This is a genomic window from Micromonospora sp. NPDC023888 (assembly GCF_040639415.1).
Taxonomy (GTDB): Bacteria; Actinomycetota; Actinomycetes; order Mycobacteriales; family Micromonosporaceae; genus Micromonospora.
Genome location: NZ_JBEZZW010000017.1, coordinates 111,249 through 125,402, shown reverse-complemented (window position 1 = coordinate 125,402; position 14,154 = coordinate 111,249). Strand labels below are relative to the sequence as shown.

5 protein-coding genes are annotated in these 14,154 nt (G+C 70.9%); 1 reads left to right on the top strand and 4 read right to left on the bottom strand.

Annotation, left to right across the window (positions count from 1 at the left end; all coding sequences use genetic code 11):
- Window positions 1–26 precede the first annotated feature (26 nt).
- Window positions 27–2,516, bottom strand: coding sequence for a glycoside hydrolase family 97 catalytic domain-containing protein (locus AB0F61_RS17720; RefSeq protein ID WP_357810521.1), 2,490 nt, complete (start codon window positions 2,514–2,516; stop codon window positions 27–29).
- A gap of 414 nt (window positions 2,517–2,930) precedes the next feature.
- Here AB0F61_RS17720 and AB0F61_RS17715 point away from each other — a divergent pair, with 414 nt between their 5' ends.
- Window positions 2,931–3,275: a DUF1801 domain-containing protein gene (locus AB0F61_RS17715; protein WP_357810518.1), complete on the top strand. Its 345-nt coding sequence runs from the start codon at window positions 2,931–2,933 to the stop codon at window positions 3,273–3,275.
- Window positions 3,276–3,491: 216 nt separating this feature from the next.
- Here AB0F61_RS17715 and AB0F61_RS17710 read toward each other — a convergent pair whose 3' ends face one another.
- The 3 genes from AB0F61_RS17710 to AB0F61_RS17700 are packed head-to-tail and all read right to left on the bottom strand — an operon-like array spanning window position 3,492 to window position 14,059.
- Complete coding sequence (locus tag AB0F61_RS17710) at window positions 3,492–4,424, bottom strand: hypothetical protein (RefSeq protein WP_357810515.1); 933 nt, start codon at window positions 4,422–4,424, stop codon at window positions 3,492–3,494.
- A gap of 12 nt (window positions 4,425–4,436) precedes the next feature.
- Window positions 4,437–5,399 carry a hypothetical protein gene (locus AB0F61_RS17705; RefSeq protein WP_357810512.1) on the bottom strand — a complete coding sequence of 321 codons (963 nt, stop codon included), beginning with the start codon at window positions 5,397–5,399 and terminating at the stop codon, window positions 4,437–4,439.
- 50 nt (window positions 5,400–5,449) lie between these two features.
- Window positions 5,450–14,059 (bottom strand): RHS repeat-associated core domain-containing protein, encoded by an 8,610-nt coding sequence (locus AB0F61_RS17700; protein WP_357810510.1) that lies wholly within the window; start codon window positions 14,057–14,059, stop codon window positions 5,450–5,452.
- Window positions 14,060–14,154: the final 95 nt, after the last annotated feature.

Sequence of the window (14,154 nt, the reverse complement as noted above, 5' to 3'; positions counted from 1 at the left end):
GTTTCTCCTTGGTGGGTGGTCGAGCGTCAGTGCTCGACCGGGGTGGTGGCGGTGTCGTGGTGGAGGTGGAGGCGGCCCAACGCCCAGTCGACATGGGCCGGCTCCGGGTGGTTGGGCAGGGTGTCCGCGCGCAGGCTCAGCGTGCCGGCGCCGGGGATGCCGACGTCGATGTCGCGCGGAGGTTCGCCTGAGCGCACGTCGACGCTGAACAACTCGACCCCGTCCGCGTGCACGCTCATCCGGGCGGCGGTCCCGGGGGTTTCGTCGTCGACGCCGATGCGGGCGGTGAAGCGGCTGACCGAACCGCCCAGGTAGAGCTCGATCCGCGACGGCGTGGACGCGCCGAACCCGTCGTCGAACTCGGTGCCCGCGATACGCATGCGGCGGCCGTCGCCCGGGTTGCCGCCACCGTTGCTCTGGTCGCGTTCGATCGGGCCGCTCTCGTTCTCGAACGCGAGCATGGTCAGCGCGGACAGGCGATGGGACCCGGGCGTCAGGGGTCGGAACAGGCGGGCGTGCGCCACGATCGGGACGCCGTCCTCGCCCGGCGTCTCGACCGTGACCACGCCGGCCCGACCGGGCGCCAGGGCGGCGGGCGCACGGACCTTCCAGCGGTCACCGTCGAGGTGTTCCGCCGACCAGCCCGGCGGTAGCCGCAGGCGTCCGTGGGTCAGCAGGATGGCCGCGCCGTCCGGGCCGAGCAGTTGCACAGGCGGGTCCACCCGCGGTGCGGCCTGCTCGGGTCGCTCGACGGCCCGGTGCAGCCGGGCCCCCTGGGCGGCGACGATGGCGACGAAGCCGCCGTTGTCCGCGACGTCGACGACCAGCTTGTCGGTGACGGGTCGCCGGTGGGAGACCAGGCCACCCTCGGCGCCGTCGCCGACGATCCACGCGTCGGCCGGCCCGAGCGCCAGCCGGTCGACCGGGATGGTGAGACGGCGCGCAGGCCCGGTGGCGATGCCGCCGATGAACCAGCGGTCGCCAGATCGGCGGGCGATGACGGCCTCGTGGTCGGGGTCACCGGCGAGCAGCACTGTCTCGTCCCACACGGGCGCCAGTTCCGCGAGGAACCGCGCGGCGTCCGGCCTGGCGAGGTAGGCGTCGACGTCGTCGGCGAAATGGGTGATGCCGCACTCGAACGCCACGCTGAGCGCCAACTCGTGACCGTCGCTCGTGCTCCGCCCCGGCGCGCCGAACGCGACAGGTGTGTAGTCCATCGCCCCGACCACGTTGCGGGTGAACGGTTGGATCACGTTGTGCGCGGCGGTCAGGGGCGTGCCCTCGTAGAAGACGTAGTACTCGCTGCCGCGAATGGCTTCGTAGCCGATGACCTGCGGCCAGGTTCGCGCCCACCCGCGCGGGATGACCGAACCGTGAAAGTTCACATGCAGACCGAGCCGGGCGGTCTCCGACAGGATCGTGTCGTACCAGCGGTAGCGTTCCTTCGACTCGGACTCCATGAAGTCGACCTTGATGCCGGCGACCCCCCAGGACCGCCACAGGGCGAGCTTCGCCAGATTCTCCGGACCGTCGAGGTCGTGCCAGACCGCCCACAGGTGCACCTGGATGCCGCGGCGACTCGCGTAGGCCACGATCTCGGGAACCCACGTCTCGTCCCAGCCGCAGTCGATGAGGAGGTGCTCCCAGCCGAAACGCGCGGCGACATCGACGAAGTGTCGCTGCCGGTGCAGATGGGCACCGGAGTAGAAGTCCGACCACCACGACCAGGCGGCACGCCCCGGACGTACCCACCGCGTGTCCGCCGACGGGTCGGGTGCGGGCGCCAGTTCGTCGACGAAGCGGCTCTCGACGATCGCGGCGAGGTCGCCGATCATGAACACCCGCCAAGGAGTCACGGGACCACGCGTGATCTCGATCGACTCGTCGGCCAGCGCGAACCGCGCCTCGCCGTCATCACGGATCTCGGCGTGGGCACCGCTGAAACGGCCGTCGATCGCCGCCTCGGTGAGCAGGAGATACGCCCCCGCCCGGGGCGAGCGGACGAGAAGCGGGAACCCGTAGGCGCCCGGCGGCAGCTCGGTGGCGTCAGCACCGAAGCGCGGCGTCTCGTACCAGGTCTGGTAATCGAGCGCCCACACCCGGGCGTCTGCCTCGACGGTGAGCCGGGTGCGGTCGGCGTCGAGCCGACCGTGGCCCTCCAGGCGGGCGAGCACGTAGCGGACGGCCACCCCGTCCACACCGGCCCGGACGTGGATCTGCCACTCGAGCCCACTCGCGTGACGCAGCTCGTGGACCGTCTCACGATGCGCGTACCGATGGGTTCCCGTCGCCTTGCCAGACCGGGCGGTCCACTCGTCGGTGATCTCGCGATGACGCGAGCGCAGGAGGACCGACCCGACGTCCAGGTCGACGCCGCCGACGCGGATGCCCAGCCGGACCTCGTCGAGGACGGTTCGTCCGTCGCGCCGCACACGCAGGACGACGCCGTCCGCTCGCGTCTTCACCTCGGGCTCGACGCGCGGGGGCAGCGCCGTCGTGCCGATCTCGTTGACCACATCGTCTCCGTGCCGTGCGGGAACCGAGCGGGCGGATCCCCTGCACGGCGGCTTCCGACGCTAGGCCCGCGGCAGCCCGCCGGGAATGTTCATTCGAACTCGAAGCCTGGACGATTCGCTTCTGTCTGAGGATGCCGCATGGCAGCGAGACAGGTTTCAGGGCCCTTCGACAGGGACGATCAGCGCACAACGTGCTAGGCCGTGCGTCGTCCTCTCCCAGCCACAGGGAGCCTGCCCGCAGCGGAAGCGCTCGGACAGTGCTCGCCCGGTATGGCCGCAAGGGATCTCTGTGGCCCGGATCGTTGGATAGGGTGACCGTCCACCGGCGGGTCCTGGTTGATCGACTCGGCTTCCTGGAAGTCGGGGCATCCGGGTCGCAGGGACGCCCAGTGCGCACCGATGAGGGAGAACGCCGTGAACGACGAGGTCACCCAGTACATCAACAAGACGCAGCCGTGGCAGGTCGAGGTCTGCGAGAAGCTGCGGGCGATGATCGACCAGACCGTTCCAGGCGTCGAGGAACGACTCCAGTACGGCAAGCCGCACTACCTCAAGAACGGCCACTACGCGGCCGTCATCGCGGTGGCCAAGGCCAAGGTCTCGTTCATGGTGTTCAACGCAGCCGACGTCCCCGAGGTCAAGGGATTCCTCCGGGCGATGGGCAACGGCGAGCGCAAGACCGTCGACATCACCGAAGGGCAGGACGTCGACTTCGGTGCAATCGCCGGCATTCTGGGAAAGACCAGCGCTGGCCTGTAACTACTACCAGCGTGCCGCGATCGAGGTGTGGTGCCGGCCGGCGTCCGTCCTGCGGCGTGGGCCGGCACCGTACCCGTCGGGTACGGCCGATCAGCGGCGCCCGGCCCGCAGCAAAGCGGTGACGGCCCCGGCATGGGGGTTCATGTCGGTGCGGCCTGGTCACCTCGTGGGGACAGCCCGGCAGCGGCGGGTCGACTTGATTCGCACCATGGTCTTCTAACTCGACGTGGTCTCGGCGACCAGGTAATTGGCGGCCAGATTCTCGGCCGAGAAGATGTTCGGCCCGTCATTGAAGTTGGCCCCGCAGAGCTGCTGCACCGACCGGAAGCTGACATTGCCGTCCGACGGCACGTTCAGCTGCACCGCGCTCGCCGGGACGCCGGTCGTCAGCTGCGAGAAGTCGGGGGTGCCGTGCTCGATGACGTCGATGCAGAACTGGCAGAAGAAGGACTGAATGAGGAAGGCCGCCGCGCCCACCGGCGAGCCGTTGAGGCCCGGCAACTGCTCGACGACGTTCGTGCCCCACACCGGGTTGGGCAGGTACCCGAGACCGAGGCCGAGACCGTCCCCGGTCGCCGCGATAAGGGCGGCGTCGACAGTGCCGGAGAAGGCCGAGTCGCCGGTCCAGATGCCGGATCCGACCACCGACACGCCGGGGGTCAACGCGTACGGGTTCGGGGCGGCACCCACCCCGGCGCCGATCCCGAGGAAGTCCGAGTCGTCCTCTGCGAACTGGTAGGAGAAGCCGGCGAGCGCCGCGGCGGCGTACTGCGGCGGGAGGCCGGTGGACACCGGCGACGACATGGTCGACGACATCTGGTCGACGGTGATCCCGTTCTGGTTCTGCAGGAACAGGCCCGGCGGGTTGGTGGCTCCGAGCCAGGCGATGACCGCGACCTCGGCCCACGACTGGTCGGGGTCGACCTGGTCGAGGAGCAGTTGCTGGTCGAGGATGAGTGAGGTCGTACCGACGCCGGTGTTGTCGCGGGGACGCAACGCGATACCGATTCGCTGGATGACCGTCCCCAGGTTCAGTGTCTGCAGGTTGAACTGCTGCAGCGCGTACGCGTACGCGCCGATGGTGCTCGGGAAGGTGAACGTCGCCGAGCCGTTGCCGGTGATCGTGCTGGTCTGGATGGCGATCGACACTGCGTCCTCCGGTCAGGCGAACTGGGCGATGACGGACATCGTGGTGGTGCTGTCGGCAGAGATGTAGTGGTGGGCGGCGACATCCGGGTTGTAGATGTTCAGGACGAAGGTTCCGGAGACGGTTGCGCCGTCGATGTTGAGGTCGCCCGTCTGCATCGCCTGGATCAGCTGGAACTCGGCCGTGTCGTCGTAGACGACCGTGACGTCCTGGAGCAGGAGCGCCGCCTGCGCGATGGTGGAGTAGCCCGACGGGATGGTGAAGTCGACGCTGAACGTTCCGCTCATGCCCTGCTGCCCGTTCGGGGCACCCCAGGTTGGCGTCGCCGCCTGCACCGCGAAGCCGACGAGGTCCGCGCCGTACGAGAGCACCCCGACGTCGACCGTGCCGGTGGTCGAGAAGTCCGTCAGGCCGACGCCGCCGTTGACCGTCACCTGGTTTCCCACCGGAGAACCGACGCTGGAGGTCAGCGTGAGGCCGCCGATCTCGCCGGTGCCCCCGCTCGCGGCGACGGAGAACCCGGCGATGAAGGCCAGGCTCGTGGTGTTGTCGCCGATGGGGATGGGCGACGAGTCCTGACCGGAGTTCAGCCCGTACGCCGTGGCGCAGACCGGCGGCTGCGCGAGCGGCGTACCGATCACCGCCAGCGCGCTCACCTGGGCGACGCTGCCCGGCCCGCTGTCCGACGTGGGTGGATCGAGGGCGCTGTCACCGTCGTAGTCGGTCAGCATGACGTTGCCGCCGATACCGAGGACGGTGCCGAGCAGGTTGGGGGTGAGGGACACCCCGATCGCACCCGCCTCCTCCGCCCAGTAGTGGGAGTTGGTCTGGTAGTTGAGGGTGAAGCCGCTCATCGCGGTGACGTACGCCAGGACCTGCTCGCCGTCACCGACGTCCTGGCTGAAGTCGAACACGATCGGTGAGGCGAACGGGTTCGCGTCCGACATCGCCTGGCTTCGGACACTGAGATGGGCCAAGGCTGCTCCTCGACATGTCGCCGCCCCTGACGGGGCTGGATGGAATCGGGTCAGGTGCGGTACACCAGGTCGGTGTAACCGAGGAAGAGGCCCAACGGGACCGGCATCGACACGGCGGCGAGGCCGGCGGCCGGCACCATGATCTGGAACGGGTCGGCGCGCCACGCGGACTTCAAGCTGGCGATCGGGGCGAACGCCTCTTCGGCGGCGGCGGCCGCGACACCGAGCAGGGAGGTCACGGCGCTGAAGCCGGCGTACTCGAGGACCCCGACGGTCATGCCCGTGGCGGGCGGAACGCGCGCGAAGGCATTGGTCAGCAACTGTTTCGTTGCACCCTGCGCCGTTCCGCCGACGAGCCCGGCGCCGAGGTTCGGTAGCAGCCGCGGTCGGGCGTAGGCCCAGGCGTTTTCGGCGCGCGACGCCGGACGGGCCGGCGCCGGGGCCTTCTCCTGCGGCGCTGCGGCGTTCGGATCGTCTGCCGCCGCCGGATGGTCGTCCTGGGCCGGCGCCACCTCCTCGATGTCGTCGGCACCCCCATCCGGCGGCGACGGCGCTGCCGCCACGGGCGCGGCGGCGGCCTGCTCCGGAGCCTCGGCCGCCGCGACGACGCCCGGCAGACCGGCGGTGAAGTAGGTGGAGACGCCGCCGGTGAGGAAGCCACCGACGAAGCCGGCCATGGCGCCGGCCCCGACTTCCTCGCCGAACGTCTTCGCGTTCCACAGCCCCGGCGGCGTCTCCGCGCTGTAGAAGAAGCCGGAACCCGCTGCACCCATCACCGAACCGCCGACGGCACCGATACCGGCCCCGGCGACGGTCGCGGCGAGGATCCCCTCGGCGGCCATGACCGCCGGCACCAACGCCGCGGACGCGCCGGCACTGACGACCACGGTGGCCAGGATTGTCAGGAAGAGGCCCATCTCGACGGCGCTCTCCCCCAGGGACGTCAGCTGGCCGGTCGGGTCGGTCAGCAGCGTCGGCTGGTTGCCCGCGTACAGGTAGGGGCTGGCGTACTGGCCCGCCGGGTCGGGGTTGAGGAACCGGGCGATCGACGGGTCGTAGAGCCGGGCCGGAAAGGCGTACAGGCCGGTCTCGGCGTCGAACTCCTGGCCGGTGAAGAGCATCGGGAGGAAGCCGGGCGCCGGTTCGTGGGCGAGCACCTGACGACCGAACACGTCGAACGAGTACGCCGCGACCAGCGCCCCGGTGGTGTCGAGGACGAGTCGGGGTGACCGCAGGTAGTCGGTGACCACCGAGTACCGCTGGCCGCCTCTCGCCATCGCGACCAGCCCGGTCGGGCCGTACACCCAGGCGGTCGACACGCCGGACGCATCGACGGTGAGCACCGGACCGGGTACGCCGGCGTGCACGTAGAGCGTCGGCGCGCTCTCGCCGCTGCTCTGCTTCACCCTGCGGTAACCGTTCACGTCGTAGGCGAAGGTCACCGACTGCCCGCTCTGGTCGCTGCTGACGCAGGCGGGCAGGGCCGTCGTGTCCAGGTAGCTCACTGTGAGACCGTCGCGGGCCGCGAGCAGCCCGTTCGGCTGGTACGTGTACGTCGTGGGTGAACCGCTGCCCGGGGTCACCGAGGCGAGCTGGTTCGTGCCCGGGGTGTAGGTGAAGCAGGCCGGGGCCGCGCCTCCGGTGGCGAGGGACTGCACGTTGCCGTTCCAGTCGGTGCGGCCCTCCGCATCGACGTAGCCCACGTCGACCGACCGCGATCCGTCGACGTCGTCGGCGCAGAGCAGTTGTCGTAGCGAGTCGTAGCGGTACGCCACGGTGGCGGCGTCGTCGACGCCGGCACCGGTCGTCGTCTCGGCCAGCAGTGTGGGGTTGCTGTCGGGGTCGTAGGTGAGCGCGAGCGAGAAGGCCGCGCCGTCGGTTTGTACGCCGAAGGAGCTGAGCCGGCCGACCGGGTCGTACGTGGCCGAGCCGGCGGGCAGGTCGCCGTAGGTGTGGGTGACGGGTCGCCCGAGCGGGTTGTAGGTGTACGTGACGAGAGGGACGCCCTCGGCGTCGGCGACGGTCAGCACGTTGTCCCGGCCGTCGTAGGTGTAGCCGACCGCGGTCAGCCCGGTGTCCGCGCCGTTCGGGTAGCCGATCTGGGTGATCCGCCCCTGGTTGTCGAACCCGTAGCTGGTGGTGAAGACGCCGAGCGTCGTGCCGTCCCGGGTCACCGTCACCGTCCGGCTCGCGAGCACCCCGCTCGACGCCCAGCCGTACGCCTCGGTGACCTGGTATGACGAGCCGCCCGCGTCGGTGACCGCCACCGTGCCGACGAGCTGGCCCAGCGCCGTCGGGTCGGTGCCGTCGCCGTCGTAGGTCCAGCTCCTGGTCTCCTGGTACGGGTACTGCGTCTGGTCCTGCGGCCAGGCCGGATCCTGGGCGTACTGCTGGAGTTCGGCGGTGGTCGCCGGCGTCCAGTCGAAGGTGACGGTGCCGGTCGACAGGCGGCGGCCGAGCATGTCCCAGGTGTGGTACGCGACCAGCCCGGCGGCCGCCGCCGCGGCGTCCTGGACGAAGCGCACCCGCCCGCCCCTGTCGAACAGGTAGCGGATCGTGCCCGTGTCCGGTCCGGACTCCTGGACCAGCTGCCCGACCGCGTTCTCCTCGCGCACGAGCGACTGGGCGGGATCGTCGAACGCGTACGCGTCGGGCAGCGCCCGGGTGCTGGCGACAGTGCCGTTGCCGTAGCTCGGCACTGTCGTGTCGAGCGCGACGTCACCGGTGCCGGGGGTGAACCGGCCGACGGGGTGACGGGCCGCGTCGAGCAGCTTGGTCATCGTCGTCTTCGCCTGGCTGGTGCGGGTGACGACCTGCACCGTCGCGTCCGGTGGGTCCAGGCCGTAGGGCAAGGGCCCGGAGTTGGAGCCGTAGCCGAACTGCACCGTCGGGCGGCTCGCCGGCGTGGTCGAGCCCAGGTCGACGATCGCCTGGTCGGCGCCCGGGAAACCGAGTTCGACCTGACGGGCCAGCGGCGACGGCTCGAGCACCCAGCGCCGGTACGGGTAGCCGCCGTCGTCGGTGTCGTTCGTCCCGTCGTACCAGTCGGAGACGTCCCCGGTCATCGTCGCGGCGCCGTCGAGTCCGGCGAGGAAGTCGGTCAGGTCGACGAGGCCGGGTCGGTAGACCAGCACGGGCAGCGACGCGCCGCTGCCGAAGAGGCCCGGCGTCGGTTGGGTGCGCACGATCCGCCGGGCCCGGCCGTCACAGATCGACTGGGCGACCAGGTAGTCCTCGTCGGTGAGCAGGTGCTCCAGGCGGGCGGTGCCGGTCGCGTCGCCGTGCTTGAGCCGCAGTGCCGGGCCGTCGAGGATCACGAGGTTGGCGAGGCCGAGCGCGTTGCGCCCGGTGACGACGGCCGGCGCGCCCGGCGCGCCGGTGGGCTCGGCGAAGAGCAGCTGACCGTCGGCGTGGAAGAGCAGTTGGCCGCCGACCAGGGTGAGCAGGCACCAGGTCGGCGGGCCCGGCACGGTGGCGAGGGCGGTGATCGGCGTGCCGTCGAGGGTGAGCCCCCACTGGCCGGTGGCGTGGTCGAAGGTGACCGTTACGGCGTCGCCGACGGTCATCGCGAAGTCGTCGGTGAGGTCGAGCGGGCCGCCGCCGAGCGGGGCCACTTCGACATGCACGGCGTACGTCGGGCCCAGCGGCGACGCGTAGCTGAGGGTGTCGCTCTGCGCGGTCGAGGCGTGCACGAGCACGCCGTCGGTGGCGACGAACGCCCCGGCGTCCGAGGGCGTCCAGTCGGCCTGCCAGCCGGTCCCGTTGCGGAAGGTCTGGTAGCTGCCGCCGACCAGGCATCGCAGCGCCAGCGAGGCGTTCGGGTCGGCCGCGGCGAAGCCGGACGGGTTGCCCTGCCGGGACAGGTAGGTCAGTTGCATGGCCGACGGCATGCCGGACGAGGTGGTCCCGCCGATGTGGCGCAGGAAGGTGTCGCGGATCGTGTGCCAGGTGTGGCCTGCCCGGTCGAGCCGGGACGACGAGACCCGACTCGTCGGGTCGTACGTCTGGGCGACGAGCTGCGCGGTCAGCGGCGTCAGGGTGAGGTCGTCCACCCGTACCCGCACCGCTGTGGTGTTGGCGACCGAGACGGTGAGCGTGACCTCGCCGCTGGAGGCCGGCACGGTGACCGGCACGGACTGCAACGACCAGGCGCCGCCGGTGTCCGGGAACGGCAGGCTGACCGTCGTGGAGGTGCCGTCCGCCGCGACGGTCAGTGTCCAGCCCGAGTCGCCCGGTGCGAAGCCGGGGTCGGTCCTGCACCAGGCGGTGAAGACGTAGGTGTCGCCGGCGCGGGGGGTCAGCGGCGCGAGGGTCGCGCCGGCGCCCGTGCCGGGCAGCGACAGGCTGCCCGAGCCGGTGTGCGCGTCGGTCAGGTCCCAGGCCGCCCCGCCGGTGAGCGACCAGGCGGTCAGGTCCTCGTAGGGTTCGAAACCGCTGTAGGCCGCCTGGCCGGCCGCGAAGCTCGCGTTCGCGACGTGCGCGACGTCGAGCAGCCCGTCTGCCGACATCACTGTGGCGTGGCCGGTGCCGGCCGGGTCGGTCGACTCCAGGACGACCCCGCGTCCGCTCACCACCGTCGCGGTGCTGGTGCTCTGCCAGTACGCCGGATCGGGGGTGCCGTCGAACGGGAAGATCCCGGTGTCCTGGCCGGACGGGTCGCCGGTCCACGCCCACTGCTGGGCCGCGACAGGGAGTCGGACTCCGGTCCCGGGCTGCGGCCAGGCGGACCAGATGGTCGCCGTCGAGCTGGCCGTGACCGGGTCGGCCCCGCCCGCGGCGACCGTCTCCCACGCGGCCACGACCGGTCTCAGCAGGTTCGCCGCGAGCAGCGCCGGATAGACCTGGTGGCCGTACACGCGTTGCTCAAGATGAGTCTCGACGGTCCCGTCGACCGAGGTGAGCTGCCAGCAGCGCCCCAGCACGGCGCCGGCGAACGGGGCCGGCAGACCGGGAGGCACATAGTCGAAGACGGTGGCCATCGGCACCCCGTCGCGCCGTTGCACCACCGTGTCCGGCCGCACGTAGCCGCCGTAGAGGGGCAGGCACGACGCGTCCTGCCCCGGCGACGAGCTGCGGGTGTCGAACAGGGTCCAGGCCGTGGTGCTGCTCTGCACCGCCGTGCCGGTGAACACGCGTACCGCGTCCGACGGATCCGGCGCGCCGGTGTAGTCGATGTTGTAGATCGCGGCGCGGGTCGGGTCGTTCACCGACCAGAACAGATACCCGCCGTCGACCTGCACGCACTGCACCGTCGCCGTGTCGCTCACTGTGATTCCGCCGGCTGAGAACGCCTGGAGCAGCCCCGCCGAGATCGGCTCCGGCGGGCCGGGGGACGCGTCCGGGTCGAGCCCGAGGGCCGGATCGAAGTCGGTGGCGAAGGCGAATCCGCCGGCGAAGACGACGGTCTGCTGGAGCAACCCGTCGAAGAGCAGCTCGGTCGACCCGGGGACGGTCCCGTTGAGGTACGAGAAGACGGTGCGGCCGTACGTCGACGTCGCCGGGTCGGCAGCGCCGTCGTACACCGCCGAGCGGTAGTACTTCACGACCTGCCCGCTCGGGTCGCAGGTGGCGGTTGCGGCGTCGAACTCGTACGCGGTCGAGTAGCTGGCGCCGAAGCCGTCGGTGATGGTGAGTGCGCTGACCGGGTAGTCGGTGACCGGCCCGCTCATCGCCTGCCCGGCGTAGCGGAACACGCGGTAGCAGGCCGCCTCGCCGAAGCCACCCTCGTTGGCTGCGTAGGCCACCAGGGAGAGTGGCCCGGTCGGGAGCTGACCGTTCGGGCCGCCCGGGGACACCCCCGGTACGTAGTACGCCGAGCCGGACAGCACGTCCGGCAGGGGTTGGAGCACGCCGCCGTTGCGCAGCACGAGGAGCTGGACCGCGTCGTTCGCGGGCTCGGCCGCGTCGGTGACCAGATAGGCGAGGTAGGCCGGCGCCTGGTTGACGATGCTCAGGGAGTCGACGTCGGCGGCGAGCTGCGAGGTCGAGGTCAGATCGAAGACCGGCTGTTGCACCGAGTCGGTCCACGTGGTCGACGTACCCCGGTAGTAGACGGCGTTGCGGGCGACGATGAAGTCGCCGCCCGACGCGGACGGCCAGCCCTGGTCCGCGACCGCGCCGCCCGACGGCAGTGGGGTGCAGACCGGCGTCGGCTGGTCGGGGAAACCGCCGCCGTCCGGGTCGTAGGCCAGCACACCGGTCACCGCGTCGGTGTCGTCGTTGGCGACCTGGACCGCGACGTCGTCGCCGTAGGCGAACGCCAGCCATCCGTACCCCTGCATGGACGTGGCGAAGTCGGCGGTGTACCAGGTGCCGGAGTCGAATCGGAACAGGTGCTGCCGCGCCGCGACGAACGCCCCGTCCACCACGACCGGTGGCGGCGGCCAGGACACCGATTGCTGGTCGTCGATCGGCTCCCCCACCAACCCACCGACGTACGCGGTGTCGACGAACTGGTAGCCGAGATCCCAGCGCACGAGCTGCACACCGTAGGTGGTGCCGAGCTGGCCTTCGGCGAACGACAACGCGACGAGCGACGGACCAGCGTCCCAGAGCACGAGATAGTCGTCGTTGAAGTCGACCTGGTACGGCAGGGCGGCCTCTCCGCCGTCCTGCCAGGTCGATGTCGCGTCGAGCCAGCACAGCGACAGGTCGGTACCGGTCGTCGACGTGGCGGCGACGAGCAGGCACTCGGCGTGGCCGAGCGCGAACAGCGGCGCCGGCCCGGTACGCGCCGGCCCGTCCAGCCCGGTCCACCCGCAGCGCCAGTCCCACGCCCACCGGTAGAGCTGGTACGAGGCCGAGGTCGTCAGCACCGCGGCGACGAACCCGTCGCCCGCGGTCAGGCTGACCTGGCCCGCCAACGCCGGCACGCAGGTGACGCCCCACTGGTCCGGTTGCCGGGGCGTACGGCTGTAGAGCGTGACGGCGCTCGTACCGGCCTGGGTGGCAAGTGCCAGCGCGAACGTGTCGACGGCCGTGACGAGCTGCGCCTGGTCGGTGTCGAGGGGGCACGCCGGATCGTCGTAGACAGTGCCGCCACACCAGGCCGACCAGCGGCCGAGCCAGGTGTACACGTCCAGCGTCGCCGTCGTCCGGGCGGCGTTCAACCACAGCGACACGACGTAGTCGGAACCGCTCCAGACCATCGGTGTCGCGCCCTCGCCGAGCACGCTCGGTGGCGCGATCTCCGGTGTCGCACGGTCGCAGATGTCCAGACACGACGCGGCGTAGGACCAGGTGGCGACGGCACCCTGGGGGTAGGTGATGGAGCACAGCGCGCCGACGTTCGGAGAGTCCGCCGCGTCGACGTAGTAGGTGAAGGCGTAGCCGGGCAGGCTCGCGCCGTAGGCGTTGCGCTCGGTGACGCCGGCGAGGTAGCGCTTGGCGGCGGTGACCGTGAGGTCGGGCGGCGTCGTCGAGACCACCCGTGGCGCGGTGTAGGTCAGCTCGATCGCGAAGAGCAGGTCGCCGCTGGCCGCCAGGACATCGACGCCCTGCAGGTACAGCGTCTGGTAGCGGTCCTGGTAGGCGTTGGGGGTACCGAGGTTCACCGGCGGGGTTTCCGGCGCATCAGCCGGGACGAGCTGCTTGTGCGGATCGAGGTACTCCTGCGCCTCGGCCGTGAAGGTCTTGGCGCCGTACCGGAAGGCCACGACCTGACCGGCGACGCTGGTGACGCTGGTCGGGTAGACCGCCTTGGTGTAGGGCAGCCCGGCACCGACCTGCTGCTCGGCGTTGTTGCCCAGCAGGCCGTCCACGTCGCGGGGAAATTCGTTGTACGCGTAGGCGACGGACGACCCCCAGCGGTCCCGCCGGGTGCTGAGGTTCCACGCGCGGGCGTACTGCGCCTGGCCCACGACGACGGTCGACGGCCCGGTCCAGGTGCCCGCCGGCCCACCCCACTTGACCGCCCACTCGACGCTGTTTCCGGTGCTGGTCGCGTAACCCTGCGCGGTCTGGCCGAGCCCGCCACCGAACGTGCGCACCTCGGCGGAGTCGGTGGTCAGCTCCCACTTCTCGTACTGCGGGTAGTAGGAGATCTGCCAGAACAGGTAGTCCTGCGCCTGGTGGCGCAGCCCGCCGTCATAAACGTCCCCACCACTGGCGGTCGCCGCCACGGCGAAGACCCGCTCCCAGGTGGGATCGGTGATCGTCCAGCCAGCCGTGGAATCGCCGGTGACGGTCGCCGCCACGTCGAGCGGCAGGCACTGGGCCGCGAACGCCGCGACCACCTCGGCCGACACCGGGCCGTCGGTGAGCGCGCCGACGGTCTCCTGGTCGAGCTGTGCCCGCAGCCAGGGCGTCGTGTCCGGCACCAGGGCGTTGGAGACGCCCCCGGACCAGAGGACGTACCGGGGGGTGGCGCTGACCGATCCGGCGTCGCATGCCTCGATGCGGTCCCAGGCGAGGTACCAGCCGAGGCCGACGATCCCCGTGGGCGCGTCGAGGTTCCACTGGTCGACCTGGTCGCTGACATTGCTCCGGTACTGCAGGGCGACGCCGACCGCGAGCGTGTCGTCGCCGGGTACGCCGGGCAATTGAACGAGGTTCTGTGGATAGTTGAGGTCACCCCGGAACATGTTCACATTGCGCGCCAGCTTCCCGATGGCGGCGACGTCGAACTGCCCGGGATCCAGGGCGGGAACCTCGTTGGACATCGGACCCCCCGCCTCGACGCGTACCAGCCAGCGCCTCCAGCAGGCCCTGGCTCGGTATCCCTGCATTCTGAGCAGGCCGGATCCGGTCCAAGGAC

What these genes read in the sequence shown, in the direction of transcription:
- AB0F61_RS17700 (WP_357810510.1), bottom strand. Translation starts at nt 14,059, where the DNA reads ATGTCCAACGAGGTTCCCGCCCTGGATCCCGGGCAGTTCGACGTCGCC.